Annotated in this window: 19 protein-coding genes; 6 read left to right on the top strand and 13 right to left on the bottom strand. The window is 45.0% G+C overall.

Translation table 11 applies throughout. The annotated features are described in order from the left end of the window. Nucleotides 1-12: 12 nt before the first annotated feature. Nucleotides 13-159 carry a hypothetical protein gene (locus F4V51_RS13620; protein WP_153978381.1) on the top strand — a complete coding sequence of 49 codons (147 nt, stop codon included), beginning with the start codon at nt 13-15 and terminating at the stop codon, nt 157-159. Nucleotides 160-208: 49 nt separating this feature from the next. On the opposite strand, the gene F4V51_RS13615 is transcribed toward F4V51_RS13620, so the two are convergent. The 4 genes from F4V51_RS13615 to F4V51_RS13600 form a co-directional block, all read right to left on the bottom strand. Next, nucleotides 209-901, bottom strand: a complete 693-nt coding sequence (locus F4V51_RS13615; RefSeq protein WP_153978380.1) for a hypothetical protein — start codon at nt 899-901, stop codon at nt 209-211. A 146-nt stretch (nt 902-1,047) separates the two neighbouring features. Further along, nucleotides 1,048-1,776: an amino acid ABC transporter ATP-binding protein gene (locus F4V51_RS13610; protein WP_095358210.1), complete on the bottom strand. Its 729-nt coding sequence runs from the start codon at nt 1,774-1,776 to the stop codon at nt 1,048-1,050. Next, on the bottom strand, nt 1,769-3,211 hold the full coding sequence (locus F4V51_RS13605; RefSeq protein ID WP_153978379.1) for an amino acid ABC transporter substrate-binding protein/permease: 1,443 nt from the start codon (nt 3,209-3,211) through the stop codon (nt 1,769-1,771). Before F4V51_RS13605 ends, F4V51_RS13610 begins: the two co-directional genes overlap by 8 nt. Nucleotides 3,212-3,589: 378 nt before the next feature. Then, entirely contained in the window at nt 3,590-4,825 is a 1,236-nt protein-coding gene (locus tag F4V51_RS13600) for an MDR family MFS transporter (protein WP_153978378.1), read from the bottom strand. Between the two features lie 139 nt (nt 4,826-4,964). On the opposite strand from F4V51_RS13600, the gene F4V51_RS13595 reads away from it, so the two are divergent. Continuing rightward, nucleotides 4,965-6,737, top strand: a complete 1,773-nt coding sequence (locus F4V51_RS13595) for an ABC transporter substrate-binding protein (protein ID WP_153978377.1) — start codon at nt 4,965-4,967, stop codon at nt 6,735-6,737. A gap of 115 nt (nt 6,738-6,852) precedes the next feature. Here F4V51_RS13595 and F4V51_RS13590 read toward each other — a convergent pair whose 3' ends face one another. Continuing rightward, the gene (locus F4V51_RS13590) at nt 6,853-8,577 is read right to left on the bottom strand and encodes an ABC transporter ATP-binding protein (protein ID WP_153978376.1); all 1,725 of its coding nucleotides are present in this window, start codon (nt 8,575-8,577) and stop codon (nt 6,853-6,855) included. Between the two features lie 450 nt (nt 8,578-9,027). Here F4V51_RS13590 and F4V51_RS13585 point away from each other — a divergent pair, with 450 nt between their 5' ends. Then, on the top strand, nt 9,028-9,840 hold the full coding sequence (locus tag F4V51_RS13585; protein WP_153978375.1) for an undecaprenyl-diphosphate phosphatase: 813 nt from the start codon (nt 9,028-9,030) through the stop codon (nt 9,838-9,840). A 187-nt stretch (nt 9,841-10,027) separates the two neighbouring features. Here F4V51_RS13585 and F4V51_RS13580 read toward each other — a convergent pair whose 3' ends face one another. The 3 genes from F4V51_RS13580 to F4V51_RS13570 all read right to left on the bottom strand — a co-directional run bounded on the left by F4V51_RS13580 (nt 10,028) and on the right by F4V51_RS13570 (nt 17,886). Further along, the gene (locus tag F4V51_RS13580; protein ID WP_153978374.1) at nt 10,028-10,654 is read right to left on the bottom strand and encodes a spore coat protein; all 627 of its coding nucleotides are present in this window, start codon (nt 10,652-10,654) and stop codon (nt 10,028-10,030) included. 161 nt (nt 10,655-10,815) lie between these two features. Further along, on the bottom strand, nt 10,816-13,650 hold the full coding sequence (locus F4V51_RS13575; protein WP_153978373.1) for a glycoside hydrolase family 2 TIM barrel-domain containing protein: 2,835 nt from the start codon (nt 13,648-13,650) through the stop codon (nt 10,816-10,818). Between the two features lie 162 nt (nt 13,651-13,812). Beyond that, a complete protein-coding gene (locus F4V51_RS13570) occupies nt 13,813-17,886 on the bottom strand; it encodes an S-layer homology domain-containing protein (protein WP_236146757.1) in 4,074 nt (1,357 codons plus the stop codon). Between the two features lie 358 nt (nt 17,887-18,244). Between F4V51_RS13570 and F4V51_RS13565 the strand changes: the two genes are divergently transcribed. Next, entirely contained in the window at nt 18,245-18,880 is a 636-nt protein-coding gene (locus F4V51_RS13565; protein ID WP_153978372.1) for a TetR/AcrR family transcriptional regulator, read from the top strand. 263 nt (nt 18,881-19,143) lie between these two features. Continuing rightward, nucleotides 19,144-20,910: a methyl-accepting chemotaxis protein gene (locus tag F4V51_RS13560; RefSeq protein ID WP_153978371.1), complete on the top strand. Its 1,767-nt coding sequence runs from the start codon at nt 19,144-19,146 to the stop codon at nt 20,908-20,910. Nucleotides 20,911-20,975: 65 nt separating this feature from the next. On the opposite strand, the gene F4V51_RS13555 is transcribed toward F4V51_RS13560, so the two are convergent. The 4 genes from F4V51_RS13555 to F4V51_RS13540 form a co-directional block, all read right to left on the bottom strand. After that, nucleotides 20,976-21,599: an ABC-2 transporter permease gene (locus tag F4V51_RS13555; protein ID WP_153978370.1), complete on the bottom strand. Its 624-nt coding sequence runs from the start codon at nt 21,597-21,599 to the stop codon at nt 20,976-20,978. Then, nucleotides 21,592-22,458, bottom strand: coding sequence for an ABC transporter ATP-binding protein (locus tag F4V51_RS13550; RefSeq protein WP_153978369.1), 867 nt, complete (start codon nt 22,456-22,458; stop codon nt 21,592-21,594). Before F4V51_RS13550 ends, F4V51_RS13555 begins: the two co-directional genes overlap by 8 nt. Beyond that, a complete protein-coding gene (locus F4V51_RS13545; RefSeq protein WP_095287751.1) occupies nt 22,455-22,838 on the bottom strand; it encodes a GntR family transcriptional regulator in 384 nt (127 codons plus the stop codon). Before F4V51_RS13545 ends, F4V51_RS13550 begins: the two co-directional genes overlap by 4 nt. A 189-nt stretch (nt 22,839-23,027) precedes the next feature. Then, nucleotides 23,028-24,434, bottom strand: a complete 1,407-nt coding sequence (locus F4V51_RS13540; RefSeq protein WP_153978368.1) for an outer membrane protein assembly factor BamB — start codon at nt 24,432-24,434, stop codon at nt 23,028-23,030. Between the two features lie 265 nt (nt 24,435-24,699). Here F4V51_RS13540 and F4V51_RS13535 point away from each other — a divergent pair, with 265 nt between their 5' ends. Further along, nucleotides 24,700-25,050: an AMP-dependent synthetase and ligase gene (locus F4V51_RS13535; protein ID WP_153978367.1), complete on the top strand. Its 351-nt coding sequence runs from the start codon at nt 24,700-24,702 to the stop codon at nt 25,048-25,050. A gap of 75 nt (nt 25,051-25,125) precedes the next feature. On the opposite strand, the gene F4V51_RS13530 is transcribed toward F4V51_RS13535, so the two are convergent. Next, nucleotides 25,126-25,980 (bottom strand): manganese catalase family protein, encoded by an 855-nt coding sequence (locus F4V51_RS13530; RefSeq protein ID WP_153978366.1) that lies wholly within the window; start codon nt 25,978-25,980, stop codon nt 25,126-25,128. Between the last annotated feature and the right edge of the window lie 125 nt (nt 25,981-26,105).

Here is a 26,105-nt window from a genome sequence, read left to right as displayed (position 1 = left end):
TGGGCGAGCAGCATGATCAACAATCGTGCAATCGGCCAAATCATGAACCAATCGCTTACACAGCAAGCTTTTGCAGGATCGGTTCATTCGCTGGAGAATCGGTTGGTACGGGTAAAACCATCAAAAAGGCCGCCACATGTGGCGGCCTTGGCGACCTAAAATACTAGCAGTCCTATTGTTTTGTCGGTTATGTCTCTTGAAGGCTCCATTAATCTTTAATCATTACGGACCCGATGTCGTTTGGATCCTCAATCTCCTTACTCGCGATAAGAATTCCTTCTCCATTAAATGCCTTTATGTTGAGTGGAGTGCTTGCAGACGAGGGAAGCAATACGAACCATATGCTTCTTCCAGCCCCTACCTCAACCAATTTAGCTTCAGTTGAAATGTGTTTTCCATTTCCCTTCGTCTCGACCGTTATTCGCTTGATTGCAGGGTTCAGTACATTTCCGAATACGATAGGAAAGGGAGATTCAATGTGTTCCAAGCGAGGCATACTCATATAGTCCATTGCGGGTGAATTTGAAGAAGATTTACTAATCCCGTATCCTCCACCCCATCCCCATTTCCAACCGAAAATCCTCTTTCGTACATATTCTATCTGAAGGTTGCTGGATTCCGAGCTTGCTCTTTGTGTAAATACAATCATACCGCCTTCCACTGGCTCTTCATGGATAATTTGTGATGGTAACTGTTCTGTTCTATACTTTTGAATCGCTATTTCTGGAGTTTTCCCGGTAGGGATATGTATGGTCTCATCCAATCCCAGCAATCTAGACATCCGTTGATCTGAAAATCCACCCGGTCTATCGTTAAGATAGACATAAGATAAAAATGAGGAAATCAAGAGAATAATCACAACTAAAGGTATCCCACTCCGTCGTTTTATTTGAAATTTCAATATCTCCGAACCCCCTTGTTATTTAAAACAACTTATCCGAAAAACAAAACCCTTCTAATATTACCATATTTAACCTCTCAATTTCTGATTTATATATAACAAAAAAACCTTCAAGCACCGTGTCTTGAAGGTTTTTCCGCCAAATATTAAAGTACTTTTTCCAAAAAGCTGATCGTACGCTCATGCTTCGGATTACCGAAGATTTCGGCAGGTGTACCCTGCTCGATGATGTATCCGCCATCCATGAAGATCACCCGATCGGCAACTTCACGGGCAAATCCCATCTCGTGGGTTACGATCATCATCGTCATTCCCTCGCTTGCGAGATCCTTCATTACACCCAGAACCTCACCAACCATCTCGGGATCCAGCGCGGAGGTCGGTTCATCAAACAACATAACGTCTGGATTCATCGCAAGCGCGCGAGCAATGGCAACCCGTTGTTTTTGACCACCCGAAAGCTTGTTAGGATAACTGTCCGCCTTATCCGACAAGCCTACCCGCTCAAGCAAGCGCAGCGCGGTTTCCCGAGCTTGCTGCTCATTCAACTTACCAAGCTCTCTTGGTGCGAACATGATATTTTTGAGCACGCTGAAATGCGGAAACAAGTTAAAGTGCTGAAACACCATTCCGATATTTTCACGAGCTTTATTGATATTGGTTTTCGGATCATTCAGATCCTGGTCATCCACGATAACCCGGCCTGCCGTGATCTCTTCCAATTGGTTTATACAGCGCAGAAATGTACTTTTTCCCGAGCCGGACGGGCCGATGACACAGACCACTTCACCTTCGGAGACCGTCATATCGATACCTTTCAGAACCTGATTCGAGCCAAAACTTTTCTTCAATCCTTCAACCTTAATTTTACCCACGGCGAACTCTCACCTCCAGATAGTCAGCGATTTTAGTCAATGCAATGATGACAATCAGATACATGATCGCAACCGTTAACCAGATGTCAAAAGAGGCGAACGTTCTAGCGATGACAATTTTACCCGATTGCGTCAACTCCACCAGACCAATGACGGACAAGATTGACGTATCTTTCAGTGTAATGACCATCTGATTAATGAAAGAAGGAATCATAATCCGGATGGCCTGAGGGATAACGATCTTCATCATCGCTTTGCGATAAGGCAGCCCCAGTGAACGGGCAGCTTCCATCTGTCCACGATCAATCGATTGAATCCCCCCGCGGATAATTTCGGTAACGTATGCTCCGGCATTCAGACTTAGCGTCAGAATGGCGGCCAGGAACAGAGGCATCGTGAAGCCCAGTGCCTGCGGAATCCCGAAGTAGATGAAGAAAGCCAGGACAATCAATGGAATCCCGCGGAAGACATCCACAAATACGGTAGCAACACCGCGAAGGAATTTATTATGTCCCACTTTCATAAATCCGAAGATTAAACCTAGAATAAAGGCAAAAAATAGTGAAACGATGGTGTATAATAGCGTTTTGCCCAGACCTTTGATCAAAGAAGGAAGAGATTTTTGAACCAGCTCCCAACGACCCATTGTTGTCTGGGTGTTATCACCAACATATGTCTCAGTAATGCGTTTATACTCCCCGTTTGCCTTGATATTTGTTAGTCCATCATTGAACATTTGCAGAAGTTCCTGATTCTTGCCTTTGCTTACGGCGAACCCATAAGAACCTCCTTCTTCTTTTTCGGTAACAATCTTCAGGCCATTATTCTGCTTCACCCCATAAGCAAGTACGGGGAAATCTTCAAAACAGGCGACAGAGTTACCGGTTTTTACATCATCATACATTTGTGAAGAATCATCAAATGGAACAATCGTGAAGCCATACTTCGAGGCCACAGACTCTGCAAAAGTGTATCCCTCTGTTCCCGTTTTCACAGCAACTTTTTTACCTCTGAGGTCTTCGTAGCTTTTCACGGTATCGTTATTGGCACTAACGCCCATAACCACGCCTGATTCGAAATATGATTCAGAAAAGTCAAACTTTTGCTTTCTCTCGTCGGTAATACTCATCCCCGCAATAACGCCATCCACCTGGTTTGCCTCCAGTGCCTGCACGGCTGCGTTGAATCCGAGAGCTTTAATTTCATACTTGAAATTTTGATCTTTGGCAATGGCATCAAGCAAATCCATGTCGATTCCGACAAAATCACCATTCACATCCTGAAATTCAAACGGAGCAAAGGTAATGTCTGTGCCGATGACATAGGTTTTGCCGGTGTTGGATTCTGCATCAGCAGCCCCCGCCCAACCGGATAGTCCGGTCACCAAGAGCAGCACTAGCGAAAGTACAAAAAACGAGACCTTTGTTGTTTTCATATGTCCTCCCCTTCTCGGTCTACTACGTTACTGTGTTACATATTTTTCAGACGTATTGCCCATTATACAGTCATATTGTTTTTGTGAAAATAAACATTTTAAATTTTAAGTATTGATTTCTTTTCCAATAGGATGCTTCCCGTGTGACGGGTGAAGGCTCTTATGGCATTCACTCTTTATTTACCGTTGTAAAGCGCACTCGTCCTTTCTATCGTTCCACTACTCGGCCAATTTTTGGTGAGTGATGAATTTGTGTTTTTTCTTACGGGATTCATCCGGAATATGTTTATCATTTACAATATTCCCTCTTTCAATCAAAAATGTTTCGTCTCAACCATGTACTTATAACTGTCAACAGCCGCACCTTCCATTACCTTTTTAAGCACTCGCTTGAAACACTTTTTCTTGACGTTCCCGCGAAGTTTGATGTTGACGTGCCTTCCATAGAAAAGGGAGACCCAGCGCTGTTGCGAGTGCCAGCGGAACAAAGACGAAAACCCCATTCGCTGCACCAAAATGGCCAAGAAGCAGACCACCAAACACAGGCGCTATCACACTGCCCAAATGATTAAAGCCAATGGTTCCAAAATAGATCCCTTTGTTCTCCGGCTTAGCAATCCGGTCAATGAACAAGTCCATCATGGTAAACAGCAGCACTTCTCCAATGGTAAACAGGATGACGCTAATGAATAACAGAACCATTCCGTCTGCCCATCCGAACAGCAGCAAGCTTCCAGCGATAAGAATATTACCAAGAATGAGCGAGGCAATTGGCGAATAAAGCCTGGCCGTCCGTACAATCGGGTATTGTACGAGGAGCACGGTCATGGCGTTAAGAGAGAACATATAGGAGAATATTTGGCTTCCGTTCTCTATATTCGGATTCAGGGTCAGATACTGCGCTAACGTTGAACCGAAATGTCCATAACCCAGTTCGCAGAACGTTGTTCCAATGAGGACCATCAGGAAAACCCGGTCTCTAGTGGTTGTACTCAGAGCAGCTCTCAGGCTAGGTGCAAGAGCGTCGACTGGCCTAGGGAGATCGGTATGCCTAACGCTAAACTGAAGCAACAAGACCAGTCCGTACATGACATATACCATGCCTGCTATGATAAACGGAAACGTCGATTCTGCTGATCCAAGGTAAAGTCCGATTATTGGGCCGAAAACAACACCAAGATTAATTGCGGCATAGCGCAGATTAAAAACGAGCAGCTTATGCTGTGAAGGCGTTATATCCGACAATAATGCCCGTGAAGTCGGCTCAAAAAAAGCACGGCATAAGCCATTTAGGGTGTTGGCAGTGAAAAATACCCATAAATGCTGCGCCGATGAAAAGATGAAAAAAACGCCTGCCCAGCTAAACACTGAGAACAGCATGACCATTGGACGACCTATCCGATCCGAGATGTATCCTCCGTAGAAGCTAATGAGTACACCAGCCAGAGAGCTTACTGCAACGGTTAGGCCCGTTTCTGTCGGTGAAGCCTCCAATACGCGAGTTAGATAGATGGATAAGAACGGAATGCTCATGGATGTCACCAGACGTCCGAACATGGTACCGAGAATAATGGTCCACGCCAAAGGATGTATTTGCCGAAGAAGCTGCTTCATAAGGTATATCTCCTATTCCGGGTGATTAAAAAAGGACTGCGCATGTCACTTTCATTAGTTATAATTGTAAGGGTCAAAGGGGGAAATAAAAGTGTAAGCAATTTATTTTGCGTTTCACCTTTTATAAAGGAGCAGACCTATGGATACATACATCACACACTACCTTCGGCTTGTCACATCAGAGCAGCTGTCGCTTAAAGTGAATGAACCTGCTGCAATAACCATAGAAAATCTCTCGACCGCGCTGTTCTGTACTCCTCGGAATGTCAAATTCATATTGCGTAAGCTGGAAGCGGCTGGTTTCATTTGTTGGCAGCCGGGGATTGGCAGGGGACATCACTCCAAATTAACACTTCTAAAGAGTATGGACGAAGTAATGGAAGATCACTTTCTTGGCTTAATAAGCAATGGCAAAATGAAGGAAGCTGTCGAACTCATCGGTTCGCTGGAATCTTCGGACTGGAATGGCGTGATCAGGCAGAGATTGCTGCGTCTGTTGAACCAGCAGATGGGTTTTCACAGCCATATGGAAACAAGCTCGGGTCAGGATGTACTTCGAATGATGCGTTCTCGCCGTTTGGGGGATCTGGACCCGGCTTCAGTCTATACGGCATTTGAGACTTATCTGCTTGGACAGATATGCAACACATTACTTACCTTCGATGCTCAGTCCGGTACTTTTCAGCCAAGTCTTGCACACTCATGGGAATGCAGTGAGGACTACAAAATGTGGGTCTTTTATCTGCGTAAGGGTGTCCGGTTTCATCACGGACGCATCATGACTTCAGCAGATGTGCAGTCAACGTGGCAGCGGCTGCATGAGGTGCAAAGTCCTTCGCTATGGCTGTACAGGGATATCAAGCACAGCGAATTAGATGGTGATTACTGTATTCGTTTTTATCTCCATCGGCCCAATCGCTTTTTTCTACACCTGTTCAGCTGCATTCCCATGACCATTCTTCCCTATGATGTTGACAGTTCGAACCAACTGATAGGTACAGGTCCTTTTCAGATTGGTGAACTGAATAATGAAGTGCTCGTACTTCGTGCATTTGACAGCTATTATGGGCTTCGTCCCCTCCTCGATCAGGTATATATCTGGTTTGTACCGGACTTGGGCAGCCAGCATCGATATTATGAATTGCAAGGAACCGATCGCTTGAAGAAGTCTGCAAACGATGAAACGCCAACAGATATTGACTATCCTGCACTCGGATGCCAGTACTTGCTGTTTAACTTCCAGAAGCCTGGCGTTCACCATCATCCCCATTTTCGGCAAGCACTGAGAATGGTGTATGACTCTGCAGCTCTGGTCGCAGAACTGGGTGAGAATCTGATTAGACCCGCTAACAGCTTTCTCCCATGGAGAAGTGTACAGCAGCATTGGTCGGAAGCATCGCTTGATCATGCTCATCCATTGCTCGACAGCAGCGGTTATCAGGGCGAGACCCTCATTCTGTCCTGTACCGCTAACAAGGATATGCGTGTTGCACATTGGATACAGCAACGTGCAGCAGCAATTGGACTGCACATTGAGATCGCTGCTTCTATCGATAACCTCCAGCCTGAAGAGACATCATTTGCGGATTTAATCATGGCCGAGGAGATTCTGGAGCAGGATTGGCAATACGGCATGATTCACTATTTCAAGACGTCGTCCAATCAGTTCAATGCCTGCATGTCACCTGAGCAGATCTCCATATTGGATGATAAGCTGGAGCCTTTTGCACAGCTGGATGAACCTGATCGGATAAGCCTGCTGAATGAAGCTGAGGATATATTACGCCGTAATTGCTGGATATTGCATGGTGCTCATGTGAACAAAAAGGCTCATCTTAATCAGAGCCTGTCAGGCCTGCAGACGTCGGACTTTGGTTTTATGGACATTTCTAAGATATGGATCAAGCAGTAAAATAAAAAGAGGACTTCCGTCTAATGACGGAAATCCTTTTTTTGTTGTTACATCTTCTCATCTGTTCTGGAACAATCCAAACCTAGGCTATATATGAAATGGTTCTACCCCACCACTAACATTCAATCGGCTGCAAAACTTGCTCCTCGTCCTTTCTTAGCCACAGCTCCCGGAATGGTTCGCAGTTCTGAATCAATTTATCGAAAGGTCCATGACCGACAATGTCTCCTTGGTCCATAACCACGATCTGATCGACCTGCCGGATGAAATTCAATCGATGTGCGACGATAATGACCGTTTTGCCGCTGAACTCTTCCAGAATCGTTTCCATGATGCTTTTCTCCGTAATATTGTCCAGAGCCGACACCGGTTCGTCCAGAATCAACACGTTTCTACGCTGTAACAGGATTCGGGCAAAGGCAAGCCGCTGACGTTCCCCGCCGGACAACTTCAACCCTCTTTCGCCTACAAGCGTGTTTAATCCCTCCGGCCATTTCAGAATGGTCTGTTTAAGATGAACTTTATCCAACAATTCATAGAGAGCTTCATCCGAGACCGATTGATCAAAACAAATATTGTCCCGGATGGTCGCATCGAAGATTGGTGTCTCCTGTGACAAATATGAGATATGGTCATAGTAGCTATTCAGTTTCAGCTCGTCGATATCCACACCATCTACCAGCAGCTTGCCGCTCTTCTTTTTTAACAGGCCGGTTAACAGCTTGATCAACGTTGATTTTCCACTCCCACTCATGCCAACCAATGCGACTGAAGACCCTTGAGGAATGGTCAGCGAGATCTCATGTAAGACGCTATTCTTACCGTAACCGAATGACACGTCGCGAAATTCCACATTCCCCTTGAGCCCCATGACTTCATGACCATGATCCAGGTTGCGGTCCTCCGGAGCTTGAATGAACGCTTCAAACCGCTTATAGGTCACTTGATTCAGCCGATAATCCACAAACAGCACATTGAATATGGCGATAGGTGAGTATATCTTTTCTATGAAAAGAAACAATGCCACAATAACGCCAATGGAGGATTCACCTGTAACAACGCTCTTAACTCCAAAGAACAGGATCACAAGCTTAATGACGGTGATAAACACCTCAAATATCGCAAAAAAAGCTTCATGAATCATCCGCAACTGCGCGCTTTTGTTAATCATTAGCCTTGCTGATGCGCTGAGTTTCGCCATTTCCTTCTCATATCGCTTGTTCGTCCGAAATACGACCAGTTCCATGAATCCGCGTATTGAATATCTGGAGATGGACTCCTGTTCATTCAATATCATTGATTTCATTCGGTACAGAAATTTCAAGATCAGGTTCGTTACTCCAAAAACGAAGACATAACCCACCGCAATAACAATCATAATCCGTGGATCGTAGAAGGTGATAAACAGCAGACTGAACAAAATCGTCGGCAGGAGTTCATGCAATGTTTTAAGGTAAAAACCATAAATGATCTCATTCCCTGCTTCTGCACCATTTTCAATGACTTTGATCATTTGTCCAGTACCCACATTTTGATAGGCCTGATAGTCGATTTTTGCTATTTTGGCCAGTGCCATGATCTTCAATTGCTCGGTCAACCGTTTGGACAGATAAACGCTCGGGTACTCATCCATGTAGTTCAGAATGACCGTCCCCACAAGAAGTGCTCCGTAGATCATGATCAAATGGATCATCTCGTCCATCCGATTAACCTGTATTGCCGTATCCAATATCTTCTGGAAGAAGAATATCCCCAGGCTGCTGAATAGCTGAATGCCCCAGCCTAAGGCAATGTATAGGAAAATCCACCATTTTAACTGAAATAAACATTGTTTTAACACCGTTCTCTTGCCCCTTTATCTTTTAAAATGAGAAAAAGGCCAGGACGAGTCAGTCATGGACCTGTGCAAGACCTTCTCCATGAGAAGGTCATTGTAGTTTCCATCGATCTGATGTGTCCTGGCCTGCGAACAAAATGATTGCCTGGGCACCATCCGAAGTTTCCAGTTTCATGCGATCAAATGGGCAGACGCCCCCCTTGATAGCCGGTACGCGTTTTGATCCGGCCCGAAAACTAGTTACTTCGAACGATACGATAAGACAATCATTTCACCTCAATTCAAAAGATATGGTCTAGTATAGCCGCTAACCTCCCTTAAAATCAACCAATGATTTCAAGTGAATTCATTCAACTTTTATTAAAACTTGCAACTCAACAAAGGAACAGGCTATGATCATGATAGAATGAAAACCTATGTGTTTTTTCTGGAAATAACGTCAAGGAGGAGAAGATGGAAGACATTATTTTGTGGTTGAAGTACTTGTTTTTGGGTGTGGTCCAAGGAGCAACGGAACCCATCCCTGTTTCTTCTAGCGGACATCTGATCATTGCACAGCGGCTGATGGGCATTAAACAAAACGGATTATCGTTTGAAATTCTAACCAACACAGCTTCACTAATAGCTATTGTTTTTATCTTTCTTGAAGATATCAAGAAGCTGATTATTGGCGCGGTTCAATACCTTCGTACACGTGACCAACAATACAGGGCAGAATTTATGTTTGTGTTATATATTATTATCGGCACGATTCCTGCTGCGCTCGCTGCAGTGCTGTTCAAGGATCGCATTGAAGAAGTTTTTGCTTCCGTACATACTGTTTCCATTGCTCTCTTAGTTACCGGTGTTGCCTTATGGCTCATTCGCAACCTGCGCGGCCGCAAACGTGATGGAGATTTGTCTACCAAAGATGCGATTTTGGTTGGGTTGGCTCAAGCCGTAGCCCTGATTCCAGGCATCAGCCGTTCCGGAGCAACCGTAATAGCTTCCATAGCGGTCGGCATGAAGCAGGAAACGGCCCTGAGATTTTCCTTTATGCTCTATATCCCCATTAGCTTGGGGGGTCTGGTCTTGGGAGCATCCGATATCGCAAACGATCCCAATCGGTCAGAGCTTGCCATTCCTTATCTGATTGCCTTCATAACGACACTCGTAGTCACATATTTCTCAATGAGATGGTTCATGGGCATTATGGCCAAAGGAAATTTGAAATATTTCTCCTACTACTGTTTTATTGCCGGAACATTATTGCTTATCTTCTTGTAACTTTAAGACCTGTATTCGCAAAGGAACATCTGGCGTTCAGCCCGGTGTTCTTTTTTTATAGTTCACCTCGGATCAAAAACGACTCAAGATTAATGTCTCAGATATTTAAGTATATGAACAAAGCGCATGACAAACCCCATAGTAGACATGGGCATGTCCTCTATGGGGCCGGGTTATACGTTAAAGATTAGTGCGGCAAGTTTCCACCTATTTGTGATGCAATCATGGATGGAGCAAACCCATTCAGCATTTGCTGCATATCCTGCTGAGGCAGCTGCGGCACCTGGTAGAAACCATTTTTATTCTGATAAATGGAAATCTCATATGCCATCTCGATACAGTTGGGCAGCGAATCTGCCAGTACACGACGCACCACCGGATTTGTTGATTCAAGCGCAGCCGTTGTTTTCATTACTGCTCCCGATTTCACTGCATTTAACATGCTTAGAGAGATGCTTTGATCACAAATTTCAGTTGCAGAGAGCATTGGCTTCTTCGGTTGGCTTGGTTTCATGCCATATGTGAAGTCGTTGTCTTGTGACATTTTATAGCTCTGCGTTGGTTTGGATGGATCTTGTCCTGTTCTGAAGCATTCCAGCGTAATGTTGTACTCTTCGGACATGAACTGCTTCTGACGCAGCAAAATATCACGCAGTTCCGGATCTTGGACATGCTGACTCAGCATCGTATAGCTATTTAACGTATTGATAGCTCCAGCAAGCACCTCATGGACATCAAACATCTCATGGCCGCCATGGTTGAGTTGGGGTGGGATCGTTCCTGTTTCAATGTTTTGATGATTTTGCAATTGCATGTAGAATTACCTCCCATTAATCTGTTATTTTTGGCTGTCCCATTTCGCAGACTCATGTATTATGAAGTTTCGTTCTTCAAGATATTCGGTATAAATTTTGGTTAACGTATGCTGCAAAAAAAGAAAGACCATCACAAGAGACGGTCTTTCCTACATCCATTTTATTTAAACAGCAGTTGATTCATTGCATGAACAGTCATCTCGTGCGTCGGTTGAAAATCATCACTTTCCATATATTGCAGCAGACTGTGAATAAATTGTCGCCCTTCGATCTGACCGAGTAGCTGGTCATAATCCAGTGCCCCAACTAACACTTGGCCGTTGCCTACTTTGCACTCAAATAACAGTCCAAGCTTATGATTACGCTCAAAGTTATCAATTGTCTGCACAATCGGCTGTAAATCTGACGGGAGGTCGTCCAGAATGATGGAGCTCGAATGGGTAACTATATTCCACCATGGGTAAGTGGAGTGCATCTCGCTCGGGAAATGCTGAAGAGCCGGATGATCATTCTGAATTAGCAAACCAAGCGTACCTACCGGAACAGGTTTATTCATGCTTTCCGAGATCGAGCGGAACATGGGATAACACCAGAAATCAGTACTATATAAGCCCTCAATAGCGTTGCTAACCTGTCCGGGAGAAGCCAGCAGAAGAACTGAGCCCCCCTCTTCCAACCTCTGCAGCGCTGCATCTGTGAGCTTCTTAAACACAGGCGCATCAACAAACTGACGATCCTCTTGCTCAGGGTAGACCCAGATGTTATAGGATTTGTATATATCCGTATTCGATATGGACAACTTTAAAGATACCTGAGACATATTATCTACATTTGGCAGAGTTACATGGATGTTCCCAAGCTTCTGGTAAGGCTTCATGTGATCCTCTGTAATGAGCTGTTCTCCTTCGGATATAACGCGGTTTCCTAGAGTACATTCCCATCGCAACGTTTCCCCTATCAGAGGGACCTGACGATAATAACTCAACTCTACCAATGCGTTAAATGTCTCACGAGCCGCATAGTTGTACTTCTCAAAACGAGCCAAGAGCACAGCATCCGAGCAGAAGGTTCGCCATTCTTCAGCACGGATTAAACCTTTGGAGTCCATAAATGCGTCCAATATGCCGACAAGGGCCGTTCCTTGTCCGCTAAAGTCCTGCAAATCAAGCAGTTGAAAGCCTGCAAGTCGCTCAGATCGAAAAGCTGCCTCAAGCTCTTCCTTGTAACAATCTACGGCCAATTGACCTGAGGCACGGAAGAACGATTCAGCGAGATGCCCCATCCCCTTAGCCTGTAATCGTTCTCGAAAGATTTCAAAGTTATGAGCTTTGATCGAGCCTGTATACTTTTCAATCTCCGCAAAATCCGGATACATGGCATACTGCCCAATCTCGTGTGAGACCACAGGAAGATGCGGAATGAGCTCCTTGTCTGTTGCAGCCGCTTTCACCGTTTTGGAGACTGTCCCGTATTGGATCTGAATCTCCTGTTCCTGCGAATGGGAATCCTCTAGTCCAGTGTGCTGCTGAGGGTGAATATGCTCATCATAATCCTTCATCGTACCAGGCAGATCGGTTTGAACATGGCCCAGCGGCGCGTCACACATCGCATAGGAACCTCTGATCAAGCGGTCACGGGAGAACCGCACACCACTGAAGAAATCTTCTTCCTCCAGAATAACCGGGGTAAACTGAAAATTGTTGGAGCCTTGAGTATATAAATGACGCTGATCATATGCCTTATAATCTTTCAGAATAGCACTTAGCTTTTCCTTGCTCCCCCACAACTCATTCCCCAGTGACATCATGACAAACGAAGGATGATTCCCGAAGCTGCGCAGAATGGCGAAGCCTTCCTCAATCAAATAGTCCTGTTCTGCCTGGTTATGGTTCGCATCGCTCTCATCCGTAATCGTGCCCCAAAATGGCAGCTCGGGTTCCATGTAGATTCCCAGCATATCAGCTGCAGCAAATGCTGCTTCAGGCGGACAACAAGTATGGAAACGATAATGATTAATACCGTAGGATTTCGAAATGCTGAGGATTCTCACCCATTCGTTCACGTCCGTTGGTGCATAGCCAGTTAGCGGGAAGATCAATCCATCATGCTTGCCTCGTAAAAAGGTTGGTCGATTATTAATTGTAAACTTGTCTCCACTCGCCTTGAAATCCCGCAGTCCAATTACGATGTCACGATCATCGATGATTCTCCCGCTCTCTTCTCGCAGCGTGATGGCAATCTTATATAAATGAGGTGCATCATCACTCCATAAGAGCGCTTTATCTCCCAACGCATAAGAGATACTCATCTCGTTATGATCAACCGGGTACAAACGCTCTCTAACTTCATGTACAGCTTCTTCAAGGCCGGAAGTTTGTTCATCAATGGCGAAACTTTTGGCAGACACGGCGATTTGGGTGTTCTGCTGCTCTCCATCCAATTTCACCGAAAGCGTTATCGATTTATGCATCGCATCCGTGTAAATTTGCACATCACTCATCCGTGCTTCATTGCTGAATTTCAATTCCAGTTTGCCCGTAATGCCGTTCCAGTTCGTCTGTGTATCCTTGGAAGTCATATGCCCGCCTTTGGTTGGATAGCTGGTGTTGTCCACCTTGATTCGAACGGTATGTGTACCGGCAGAGAGCCCTTCCTTAAGCACATACTCATGGGGCGTATTGAGACTGTTGCATGTACCTAGTGGAATATCATCAACCCAGACTGTTGTAACCCGTGTACGCTCCAGATGCAGACAGCAGTACTTTCCTTCCAATTCCTCCGGAACCTCAAATTCCCGCTCCAGCCAGAGCCATCCCTCGAAAGCGTATTCGTCTGTGAGCGCCCCAACCTCGGCCAGCTCGTTTCTCTTTCCATTTCTGGCATGAGACGTTGTATTAGGCATGGTAATCGTGTCGTCATACGGAGTATTGATTCCCAGCTTGTTCTCGTCAAGCTGCATTCTCCAGACTCCTTGCAAGTTAATGATGGGCAACATGATTTCAACTCCTAATTATGGGTTAACCGCACTTGTCTATCATTGTATCAGAGAATGGATTATCGATCTGAGAAATTTAATGATAAGGATTGTTCTGTTACACAAAAAAACCTGACCCCAGGTAAATAACCGTCCAGGGTCAGGCTGACTATCAACGAATATTTAGTTTTCATCCAGAATACTTAAGATTAATTTGACCGATTCAGCTCGCGTTGCTGTTTGCAATGGTGCAAATCGATTACCGCCTACACCATCAATCAAGCCGGCCTCAACCATCGAAGCCACGTACGGCACTGCCCATGCAGGAATCTGATCCCGGTCTTCGAAAGAAATCGAAGCCGTGGAACCTTCCGGTGTGCTGCTTGCACGAGCAATCATGGTCACCATCTCAGCGCGGTTCAGTGGTTTATTCGGCTTAAATGAGCCATCCGTGTACCCACTTATAATGCCTGCTGAAGCTGCTTCCACGATGTATGGCGCAGACCAGATTGGAATCTGTTTTGCATCGGTATACGTAGTTGCCGTGCTGCTTGTATTCATTTTCATGGCTCTGCCCAGCATGGTAATGAACTCCGCCCGGGTTACTTTTTGATCCGGACGGAAGGTTCCATCGCCATAGCCTTGTACAAACTCTGCAGTCACAGCTTGATCGATTAGCGATTTCGCCCAGTGTCCTTCGGTATCTTTCAGCTGTGGTAGATTTCCATTGCTGCCGCCAACAGTTCCAGTGCCAGGTTGACTAGGATTACTGGTGTCCGGATTACTTCCCTGCTCTGTTCCTGGCTGCGTCGTCTCAGAACCCGTTCCAGGTGTTGGGGTAGTGGTTCCAGACCCTCCACTGCTTCCAGAACCGCCATTGTTTCCAGAACCGCCACCTGAGCCAGGGTTGGATGTACCCGTTCCTGGGTTCGGCGTTTCCGTATTCGACTTCTTGATCATGCCAAATTGATCAATAATAAACGGTTTTGCATCATTCATATTCTGATCAATCTCGTACGTTACGGCTGTAAGCTTGTTCCCATCGATGGTGATGCCCACAAAGTTTTGAACCTGTCCGCGTTTCGGGCGACGATCGTCATTGGGATCTGGTCCATACTTTGCAGCATGATTTTCTTCGGCCAACTCAAACAGGCTGTAATACGTATTCCCAAGAACAGGATCCTGATTTTTGTAGTATACTTTCGGTCCGGCTGTCGCTGGAATCAGATAAATGGTGCCATCCGGGTTCACTGCGTATTCAATCTTGTTACCGTTCAATGTTTCCGTAATCTTGACTGCTTCTTTCGCTTTCCCTGTCTTATCAATCGGTTTGGTGCGGGCGTAAATATGATCATGCCCCTGTAACACAAAGTCGATATCCAGTTCTGCCATCAGCGGAGCAATTTTGTTACGTACTCCGTTTGGTCCGATAATATCCGAATCTGTTGCATGATTGGACGTTGTATAAGGACCCTTATGAATATTGACGATGATCCAATCTGCCCCGTTTTTGCGAGCTTCTTTTACATCGTCCTGCAGCCACTGAACCTGTTCTGCCGAGAAATTGTTATACTCTTCTGAATCTTCGTTAGAATTCAACACCACGAAGTGTGCATTACTATAATCGTATGAATAATAAGCCCCTGTCTCTGTTGCCGAGTCCTCCGGTACATCCAGGTTGAAATGATCGATAAAAGCGAAGTTTTCATCTTCATGATTCCCCGCCGATGGAACGATTGTTGTATTCAGAAGGCTTGATTGAGAATGTCCGAGAAGCCAGTTCCACTGCTCTTCTTTAACACCTTTATCCACAATATCTCCATTGTGCACCACAAATTGTGCATTCGGAATGGTTGCAAGTGCCTTGTCCAGTGTCTCGGAGGAAAGGATTGCTTCATCCTCTTCCTTCGCCTGCGTATCGGCCAGATCAATAAACGTAAAGGCTCCTGTCTTCGGCGCTGTACGGAACGTGCCCGTCTTGCTCCACGTATTGCTGGAAGCTTCGCCCACTCTGAAGAAATAAAGCGTATCTGGCTTCAGATTCGTTGCTTCCGCTTTGTGTACAAGTTCATTAGGCGAATTCACGGAGCGGTCGGAACGTCCTTCATAAGAGATTGCACTTGAGAAGTCAGCAATATTAGCTGTTTTTTCAACAACCTGAAGATCACTTCCTGGAGCCTGTTCGGATGTGTACCAGGCAAATCCTTTGCTAGTGGTTGGATCTCCATTAAACGTAACCGTAACCTTGTTCACTTGCTCATCATTGGATTGTGTGTCCTTGGTAATTCCAAATGTATCAACGACAAAAGGTTCAGCATTAAATCGATTCTGATCGATTTCATAAACGATCGCTGTAAGCTTGCCTCCATCAACAGTCAATGAGGTAAAATTCTGTACCTGACCTCTTGCTGCACTCGTTGTATCCCCGTACACACGGGCATGATTCTCTTCTGCACGTTCAAACAGGCTAAAATATGCATCGCCCAGTTGAGGTTTCGTATTTTTGAAGTATACTTTGGCCCCTGCCGTACCTGGAATCATGTAAATAGTTCCATCCGGGTTAACGGTGTATTTAATGCTTTGTCCTTGAAATGTTTCCTCTATTGTGGAAACTTCTTCAGCAGTTCCATCCTGCTTGATCGGTTTGGTTCGAGCATAGATGTGATCATGTCCTTGAAGAACAAGATCGATGCCAAGCTCATTCATGAGCGGGGCAATTTTATTTCTAACCCCGTTATCACCAATAATATCACTGTCAGTCGCATGATTGGACGTGGTATACGGTCCTTTGTGGATATTGACGATGATCCACTCGGCACCAGCAGATTTGGCCTGCTCCACATCCTGCTTCATCCACTCCACTTGTTCGTTCGAGAAGTTCGCATAATCCGTCGAATTTTCATTGGAGTTCATAACGATAAAATGTGCATTACTGTAATCATAGGAATAATAAGCACCTGTGACCGTCGCCGCATTCTCCGGCTGTTTTACATTAAAATGATCATAGAATGCATAGTTTTTGTTCTCATGATTGCCTGCAGAAGGTACAATTGTCGTTCTCATCAAATCCTCTTGAGAATACCCAAGCAGCCAGTTCCATTCTTGTTCCGAGGTCCCATTCTCAACAACATCACCGTTGTGCACGACAAACTCTGCATTCGGAACGGTAGCTAGTGCCTTTGATAGCGTTTCCGCGGATAAATGGGCCTCTTCCTCATCCTTCGCTTGAGTATCCGTTAGATCAACAAAGGTAAAGGCTCCACCCTCTGGAGCTGTCTTGAACTCTCCTGTTTCACTCCAGAGGCCAAGCGTCTCGTCACCGACACGATAATAGTATGAAGTATTTGGTTCAAGTCCTGCAGCTTCTGCTTTATGAACCATTTCTCCCGGAGAGTTTCTGGAGATGATCGCTTCACCGGTATAGGATTGAGCCGTGCTGAATTCGGGAGCTCCATCCTGTTTTTTAACCACTTGCACATGACTATTGGTCGAAGCAAGTGGTGTATACCAGGTAAACCCTTTACTTGTTTTGGCGTCACCATGGAACGTAGCTGTGACTTTGGTAATATCGATTGCCGGTGCCTCAGCTAACGCTCTCAATTCCATATCGAAGTATAAATCCGAGCTTCCATCGCTTTGCTGATGGACTTCCACTGCAATGATGTTCTCCCCATCATGCAGGAGCGTTTGAAGCGGTTTGGTCAGATCCACATCGGTATACATAACGGGCAGATCCATAGAAGATGTTGCTTTGGTAGAGTAGTTGATCTCCCCATCAGGCATACCGAATCTGCGAACTTCCGTGCCATTTACATATAAAACAGCACCGTCGTCAATGCCGAAGGTACCCAGAATTTGACCATAATTTTGGATTTGCTCCTGATTAACTGTCAGCGTTGTCCGAAAATATGTAGTGCGGTGTTTCAGATCTTGGTTACCACCATAGCCCACTTCTGTCTGAAGCGGTCCGAAATATGTCGTTGATATGCCGCTACCATTGTCTTTGTAACCAAAAGGAGCTTTGTCTACTGCCCAGGTATTGTCTTCATAGACAGCCTGCCATACCGATTTTAAATCCTGACCTTGATCAAAATACTTCCACGTTGAATTTTTGCTAAGCAAGATGTCTGCTTGAGATTCAACCGCCTCCGCTGCTTTAACTACTGGTGCCGAACCCAGTCCCCCAAACCATCCAATAACCAGCGCGGTTGATAGCAGGATGGCCAGAACCTTTTTGTACAATGGGTTAATCATCATGTTCTCCTCTCATTTGGCATGAATGTGCATCTAGTGCTATTTCATTCATGATTACTAGATTAGCCAGCTATATCATACGAGAGGAATATGTTGATATTTGCATGTTTATGTAAATTACATGTTAATATATTCATATTTATTGAGAATTATGGTCGCCAGTTATGCCGGAGATCATCAAGGATATGCTGCAGGATTAACACAACCTATTCCAGCATAGGGATCAATATTGAACCATTGTTTGCTGGATTGCGGTTTGACAAACACATTCATATTCCTTATATTGTTGGTGCACTTATCCTTGGGCTCGCCCTTGTACGGACGATGCAAAAAAACCATGTGAAGGAACAGGTTATCTCCTATGACTGAGAACTGGCACCAAAATTTTAAAAACAAAAACCGCGAAGCTCTAATTGCAGCAGCCAAAGAATTATGCATGAAGCAGAGCTTCCTTAATGTGAATATCAAAGATATATGCAGCGAAGCGGGAATAAGCCGGGTTACCTTTTACAAGCACTTTCAATCCATGGACGAACTTATTCTGGCGGTCCAAGTGGAGATTCTGGAGAGTATGACCGGATACGTGAAAAATGCTGCTTCACCAGAAATGAACGGCCAAGAGATGCTTGCTTCCATGCTTGAAGCCTGGGTCCATTACGCCTCCACTCATCTCGGTTATATCAAATTCGTATTATTATTCGACCTGCACTATGATGCCTATGATTCAGGCCAAGAATTGAAAGAACAATACAATCTGTTTATCAAACGTAAAAAGGAACAACATTTCCTGTTAGATGCTCTGGAGACCGGATATCAAGATGGTACGCTGAAGCCTGATCCTGATCCCCTTAACACAGCCCATTTTATCTTTGTATCCATGATGAGTATGCTGCAGAAAATGAGTCTGGCTTCAGAAGAAGATCACGTTACTGTTCAAAGCGATCTGAAATTCGCCAAACGATTCGTTGAAATGCTGGTGCAGCATTTGAGTAACTGAAAAATCCCATGAACTCTTTTAAGACCAATCCAACCGGATAGGTCTTTTTTGTTTGTACAGCCTTCATTCTATCTCAGAGGTCCGGATCGTTTAGTTGAAACCGATTTATATCAGGGTCTTCGCTGTTTTCTGAGCAGCTCATCTTCACATATGTCAATCTAAATCTAGGACTGATCTTCATTTCTTCCTCTCAATTTACGATAAATAGTATGGGGTTATACGAAACACCCGTTGTTTTAACTACTTCCAAGGGGGAACAGAACGTGAGACAGACTCGCAAGATCAAGATGGACTTAAGACTCAAACTGTATTTAATCATTCTGGTGCCACTACTGGCCATGGGCGGTCTCATTATGTGGACGACCATCCACTCCAGTGAAAATGCATCTGTTTTGACCATGCAGCATAACAATCAGCAGTTAGCTGTAAACACCGCCTCCCTGCTGGGCCAGGAATCAGAATCGATCAAGACATTATACTCCACGGCTTCGGAGGAAAGCGAAGAATACAAAAGTCTTAGAGACGAACTCGTTAAAGTCCGGCTTCAATCGGGAGCCCTCTATGTATATATGTATAACAAAACGCCAGACGGCTGGATGTACACGATAGATGGAGCTGATTGGGACGATACGGAATATAGCCCTTACGGAACGGCAATGGAATTCAATCCCCAGATTCAGGAACGCCTGCTAAACGGTGAAGTCGTGACTACAGGCATTGTGGATGATCCAACCTGGGGACAGCTGCTCTCCTCCTTTACACCAATCAAGGATCCTCAAGATGAAATTGTTGGTTATTTGGGCATTGATATTTCTGCTGCAGCAGTGAATCAAGTATCCTCTGAATCGGTGAATAATGCGTATCGGACCATTATTCCGATTTTTGTGGTTGTATTGATTCTATCGCTGGTCATGATGCTATTGGTGGTAAGAGGCATTCTCAAACAAGTGCGCGATATCAAGTCAAGCCTCGAACAGGTCGCGGAAGGGAATCTCACAGTGGTATCCAAACATCTATCCAACGATCAGCTCGGTGACATCAGTGACCTGATTAACGTCATGGCTTCGCAATTGACGAACATACTGAAGGGAATACAGCAAGGGTCTGATACGCTGCAGCAGTCTTCGGCAAATATTGCGGAAACCGCTCAGACAAACCAGCGCCAGACCGAGGAACTTTCCAGAGCAATCGAGGAAATCGCCATAGGCTCCATGAAACAGGCGGAAGAGACAGAACACTCCGTCCAGCATTCAGAGAACCTCGGCAAGATTATGGATGAAGTTGGTACATACGTGCAGCAGTTCACCCATACTTCTGAGCAGCTATCTTCCGTACAAGTACAAGTTACACGCGAACATGAGGTTCTACTTGAAAAGGGCCGGGAAAATGCCAAGCGGGTTGAGCATCAGCAGGAAATTTCCAGGTCTTTAACCACTCAATCAGAGCTCGCTGCTTCCATTAGTGGACAAATTCATAATATCCTGAAACAAACCCAGATTTTATCGCTGAATGCTTCCATCGAGGCAGCCCGTGCCGGTGAGGCGGGTAAAGGCTTTGCCGTCGTTGCTGGTGAAATGGGCCAGCTCGCTCAGCAATCTGAACGTTCCATCCAGGAGATTGATGGGATTCTGAGTTCATTTGTTCAAGAAATCCAACGGATGGGCAGTCATTTTGAAGCGAATATGGTTGCGGTCAAAGAGCAGGAACAACAGATTGCTGATTGCCTTCAGGCGTTCAGACAGGTTAGCCAATTATCGACTGAAGTGCACGAGCTTGCTCAGCGTTTGGAGAACCGCACAATGAATATGCATTCCATTCGTCAGGAAGTGGAACAGCACCTAAGCTATATCGCTTCTGCAACAGAGGAAACTTCGGCCATGGCGGAAGAAGTTACGGCCAGTGCAGAGGAGCAGCAGCGATCCGCGAGCGAACTATCGAACATTTCCGGGCAGCTCGCTGGCCTTGCAGGCAACCTCAAATCTTATTCCGATCAATTTCAGATTGAAGTGACGAAATCCGATCCAAAATAATAAAGAACCCCGTTACCTGATGAATCAGGCGGCGGGGTTTTCTTAATATCATTTGTTTAAATTTCTTATAAATCCTTTCTCGCAAACAAATAAGTAGTTAACACATAGGATGCACCGAAGATGAATATTATCCCAATCGATATCATGGCTATAAGTTGCCCATCCAGACCTTTCTCATTGACCATGGTCATAAGAACAGCAAAAGGCTGAGCAAGAAGAATGAGTGCAACCATAAATATAGCATTGATTATTCCTGCTCCCTTTTTACTCAGTGCATAAAAGAGCGGCATATAGATGGATACCAGCACCAATACCATGCCTATGGAAACCATAATGTCCATGAAGGTATAGCTTGGCTTATTCAGCTGAGGGAAATTCAAGTGAACCAGCCAGTGAATTCCGAACGAGGCGAGCACACCAAATAAGGTATACAGGATCGCAGATACATACTTGGCTTGCACGATATTTTTGCGGCTGACCGGCAGGGTAACCAGGAAATTATGATTATGGTTTTTGATATCAATCATGGTTGCCAGAATCACGGAACCAAATGCCGTGTAGATCCCGACAAAATACATCGACATTTCATGGTTGGGTATGAATGCCAGGCTAAACACAACGAGATATAATCCAATCGTCCACAGTGAACTTCTTAGCGCTATGAAATCTTTGCGAAGCAGGTTAAGCATGTTTGCGTCCCCCTTTTGCCGTAAAGTAGATCAGATCCTCCAAGGTAGGTCTTTGCAAAAGGGCAAAGCTTCCGAATAACCTTGCAGCCTCTTCCCTATTGTCTGCCAGTGCCTCAAAACCAACGGCTGTCTCGCGAATTCCGATAAATTGATTTCGGGTATCCCCATCTAACAGCTCCCTATCTCCTTTTACGATCGTATATCTCTCCAGTACATCATCTTTCGTTTCGTTAAACACAAGTTTGCCCTGATTAACAAATGCAATATAGTCCGCTATACGCTCCAGATCCGTCGTGATATGCGTTGAGAAGATAATGGATCTTGTCTCATCCTGTATCAGATCCGAGAGCAGATCCAGAAGCTCTCTTCTAAATACAGGATCAAGACCGGATGTCGGCTCATCCATAATGAGAAGATCAGCATCGTGTGACATAGCGATGGCCAGAGAGAACTTGATTTTCATCCCCTTGGACAAATCAGCGATCTTCTTCTTCGGCGACAATTCGAATTGCTCCAGGTATCCATTGAATTGCTGCTCATCCCACTGCTTATAAAAGGGTGCAATCATTTTTTTCATTTCACGGATCGTCAGATGTTCATAATAAAAGCATTCATCCGATACGACACCAATACGCTGCTTAATATTTACTTCCTGAGCGGGCATCTCATGTCCCAATGTCCTGATCGTACCCGAGTCTGGGTGGATCAAGCCAATGATCATTTTGATCAGGGTGCTTTTCCCCGCCCCATTCGGTCCAATGAGCCCAGTAATATACCCCTGTTTTACATCCAGAGATATATTATCCACCTTAAATAAGGGATACACCTTGCTTAAGTTACGCAGTTCAATGGCATTCATGATGAAGTTTCCTCCTCAGACAACATAGTGAAAAGTTGAATTACATCTTGCTCCGTCATACTTAATTCCTTACTTTCCCGAATAATCTCCAGCATTTTCTCTTCCAGCCGTTTCATCCGCTGCTCCCGAATAAAGTCCTGATTGGCTCCTGAGACGAAACAGCCCTTGCCTACGACGGAGTCAATTAACTTCTCTTTTTCCAGCTCTTCATAGACACGTTTGGTCGTAATCACGCTGACTTGCAGATCCTTGGCGAGCTGCCTGATGGAGGGAAGACTATCCCCGGCAACCAACTCTCCGCTCAAAATACTCTGCCTGATCTGGGTTAATATCTGCATATAGATGGGATCGCTCGAAGCGTTGGATATCAGAATTTTAATGGTCATTCACCTCGTTGGTGTTTATTAAGTGCATAGTGTGTATATATAATATATACACTATGCACTCATTCGTCAATCCATATTTGCCCAGCTTATAAGACGATTACGCGCACAGCAAAAAAGGACGGAAATGTCCGTCCCTCTAAGTTCCATTTATTTTCCCTCATGGCACCACTCTTCAATCGCCCACTATTTCAGCGATGCTGGCAGCTTGACGCCAATCAGTTTGCCTTCGGCCTGTATAATAATCATGCTGCCGGTCTTCAGCGTTGCTTCATGCAAATCAGCCCCGGTTTTCACACGGAATACAGGCTGGCTTGTCAGCATATTGATTCCAAGCAGTGTACCGTTACGCTGCGCACGATAGATTCCTTTGCCATATATGCTAACCTGCGACACTGGAGCATCGCCATTCCATTGAACCGCACTGCCGTTTACCAGCTTAACACCCTTTAATTCGCTATCTGTAACAGAGTCCCTGTAGATTAGACGATCCTGAACAACCGCTACCAGTTCTCCACTCACCCCGCCAGGAGGCTGAAACGTCCTCGTTGGAGCATCACCATTCTTATACGTATTCAGATCATATTCAGCAATCTTGCCTGCCTGTTCAATATATATCTTCCCATTATCAGCCAATGCACTCCCTTGGCCGTGCTCATACGGCGGGTCGCCGGACATTTTCCAAGTGAAGTCCATACTTCCTTTACGTGTTCCTGTCTTGAGATTAAAGGCATTCACCTGTACCTTCCGGTCCGGGTCAGATTCATAATCTTGAAGCAGCGGAGTGTAATAATCGACGGAATATACCAATCCATTTTTAATTTGAAGTGCCTCTCCCTGTCCAAACTCACTCCATAGCTTTTTCCCGGTTTTCTTGTCATAAGCGTTTAATTGCACAGAAGTCAGTGCACCCTGCACAAAGAAGGTTCGCAGCACCACTCCATCGGATTCCTGCAGATACGCTGTACCATTGCCTTCGGCTAATGCTTCATCAGCCTTCCACCGCAGCTTGCCTGTCTTCCGATCAAAAGCATATGTGGTGCTTCCTTTGATGACGTATAGTGTATCTGCAGTAGGAATTAATGCTTCGGTCCGCTCACGCGTATCCACCCATGTGGATGTGCCCGATTGCCATACAGCCTTTCCAGTCTTGGCATTTACCGCATATGGCTTATGGCTGGAGGTTAGACCATACAGAACGCCATTGTCATAAACGATGCTAGGGGTCAGATCTTTACCATATGTCCAGAGCTGTTTGCCCGTTGCTGCATCCAAGGCGACCAGCTTGCGATTAGAAAAGGCAAATACTTTACCGTCTTCTGCAACAGCCTGTTGTCCTTGATAGCTTTCATTCTGATCTGTATAAGAGTCTACCTTCACTGTCCAGGAAGGTTTACGTTCAGGTACAGTTAAATTGGAATATGAATTCCAATTGTAGATGGAGATATCCGCTTTCTCCGCGAGTGCCTGGGAAGGCATCGCGCTGAACCCTCCGCTAACAGCGATGATGGCTGCGGTTAACCCTGTAAGCGTGCGAACGTAGGGATGAGATTTACGTTTTTCTGTTCGTGATTTAGTCTGTTTGTTCGGCATGGAAATCCTCCTTCATGAAAGTGTAAGCTATTAAATCTACTTAATCTTTATTGCGTAAAAAGTAAACATTTGGAACGAATCTAGTATACAAGAGGATTAATATGGGAGCAATTAACAAATTATATTTTGTCTGTAATTTTTTCAACTTGGATCATCTTAAGGTAACCTTTTAAGCTCCCTTTTTCTTAGTAAATAGTGAATATTTCACCAATCTGATTTGCATACTACTCCAAGTAATCCAAATGACATGTAGGAGGCTACTCACTTGAATCAATTTTCACAGTCCCAACAAATTTCCCATCTGGCTCAGCAGCTTACGCAGCAAACACAGCAAGCTTCCATGCAGTATCAACAACTGCTGAGACAGGAGCAAAGCAATGCTCAGCAGCTTGAACAATTGGCTCAACGCGAGCAGCAAGCGGCTCATATGATTCAAACCGCACTTCAAGGACACCAAACCGCTATTCAGCAATTACAACAAATCGCCAATCTCGCTCAACAGCTCGTGAGCACGACTTCTCAACATGTTTCATACTTAGAACAACCTTATAACAACCCAAATGTCAGTATTACTGGGCAAACGTTCGGACAGTATCCAAACCAGCATCGTCAATAAACATATGTATAAAAAAAAGGAACCCAATGATATGGGTTCTTTTTTTTGCAGTTATTATTTCATGTAAGTAAGTACTCAGGCATTCAAGTCATGCAGGCCAGGGCTATGCTCATTAGGAAGTTCCGGCATATATGGGAGTGGGAATCCCTGCGGAGGGTCAGTAACTTTCAGTTCGCCGCCATTACGACTAGGTGATTGGCCGCTATATATTTCAGCAATCCGGGTATTATCCAACCGGAAGTTAAACTGGGCATTATGGAAGCCAAGGTCAACGTATTTTTGGCATTCCGGGTATTTGTTGATATCGTAGTTCGGCACTGGAAACACTTTTCCCCAATTTACACCCAACGTTTCGAGGGCCTTCGCGAATGCATTTTGATGTGAATTATCACGAACGATCAGGAAACCCAACGTTTCACGAAACGCTTTGTTTGTACTCATTTCATAGATTCTTGTTTTTTGTAATACTCCCGTCGATTCCAATACAACGTTGTCAAGCAAATTGCTGACCAGATTGCCATGATCGTAGACGTAATTCCCAAGCCATGGGTTACCTGCTGCATCTACAGGCAGAGAACTCTGTGCCCCCATAATATAATGATGCGGATTCGCATGTTTGATGGCTTCGTCGAGTGGAGCTCCGTCCAGGCCGGCATCGCCTGCCCCCTCCGCTCCTGCTCCGGTCAATAATTGATTTATCGTTTGCTGTACCAATTCGATGTGGCTTAATTCCTCCAGAAATACACCACGAAGCAGGTCTCTGTATTGTGTTGCTTTTCCGCGGAAGTTGCTGCTCTGGAAGAAAAACTGCATCATCGTACGCATTTCTCCAAATTGTCCGCCCAATGTTTCCTGTAACACTTTGGCTGCTGCCGGATCCGGTTTATCCGGAACAATCATATTAATCAGATCTTCTCTATAAAAAAACATGGTTGTCCTCCATTCAAGTGAATTACAGCCTTAGTTTCTGCCTTCTTCCTGGATTTATGTGATATCAAGCTCACCCAATGATTGGATTCGGAGCAAGAATATAATTCTTTGATTAAGGAGAACCT

The sequence above is a fragment of the Paenibacillus xylanilyticus genome (genome assembly GCF_009664365.1).
GTDB lineage: Bacteria > Bacillota > Bacilli > Paenibacillales > Paenibacillaceae > Paenibacillus > Paenibacillus xylanilyticus_A.
Note: the sequence above shows the minus strand (reverse complement) of the source record. Positions and strands in the feature narration are given on the sequence as shown.

Coding starts and splice junctions, on each gene's coding strand:
- F4V51_RS13620 (WP_153978381.1), top strand. CDS start 13: ATGATCAACAATCGTGCAATCGGCCAAATCATGAACCAATCGCTTACA.
- F4V51_RS13605 (WP_153978379.1), bottom strand. CDS start 3,211: ATGAAAACAACAAAGGTCTCGTTTTTTGTACTTTCGCTAGTGCTGCTC.
- F4V51_RS13600 (WP_153978378.1), bottom strand. CDS start 4,825: ATGAAGCAGCTTCTTCGGCAAATACATCCTTTGGCGTGGACCATTATT.
- F4V51_RS13595 (WP_153978377.1), top strand. CDS start 4,965: ATGGATACATACATCACACACTACCTTCGGCTTGTCACATCAGAGCAG.
- F4V51_RS13585 (WP_153978375.1), top strand. CDS start 9,028: ATGGAAGACATTATTTTGTGGTTGAAGTACTTGTTTTTGGGTGTGGTC.
- F4V51_RS13580 (WP_153978374.1), bottom strand. CDS start 10,654: ATGCAATTGCAAAATCATCAAAACATTGAAACAGGAACGATCCCACCC.
- F4V51_RS13575 (WP_153978373.1), bottom strand. CDS start 13,650: ATGTTGCCCATCATTAACTTGCAAGGAGTCTGGAGAATGCAGCTTGAC.
- F4V51_RS13570 (WP_236146757.1), bottom strand. CDS start 17,886: ATGATGATTAACCCATTGTACAAAAAGGTTCTGGCCATCCTGCTATCA.
- F4V51_RS13565 (WP_153978372.1), top strand. CDS start 18,245: ATGACTGAGAACTGGCACCAAAATTTTAAAAACAAAAACCGCGAAGCT.
- F4V51_RS13555 (WP_153978370.1), bottom strand. CDS start 21,599: ATGCTTAACCTGCTTCGCAAAGATTTCATAGCGCTAAGAAGTTCACTG.
- F4V51_RS13550 (WP_153978369.1), bottom strand. CDS start 22,458: ATGAATGCCATTGAACTGCGTAACTTAAGCAAGGTGTATCCCTTATTT.
- F4V51_RS13540 (WP_153978368.1), bottom strand. CDS start 24,434: ATGCCGAACAAACAGACTAAATCACGAACAGAAAAACGTAAATCTCAT.
- F4V51_RS13530 (WP_153978366.1), bottom strand. CDS start 25,980: ATGTTTTTTTATAGAGAAGATCTGATTAATATGATTGTTCCGGATAAA.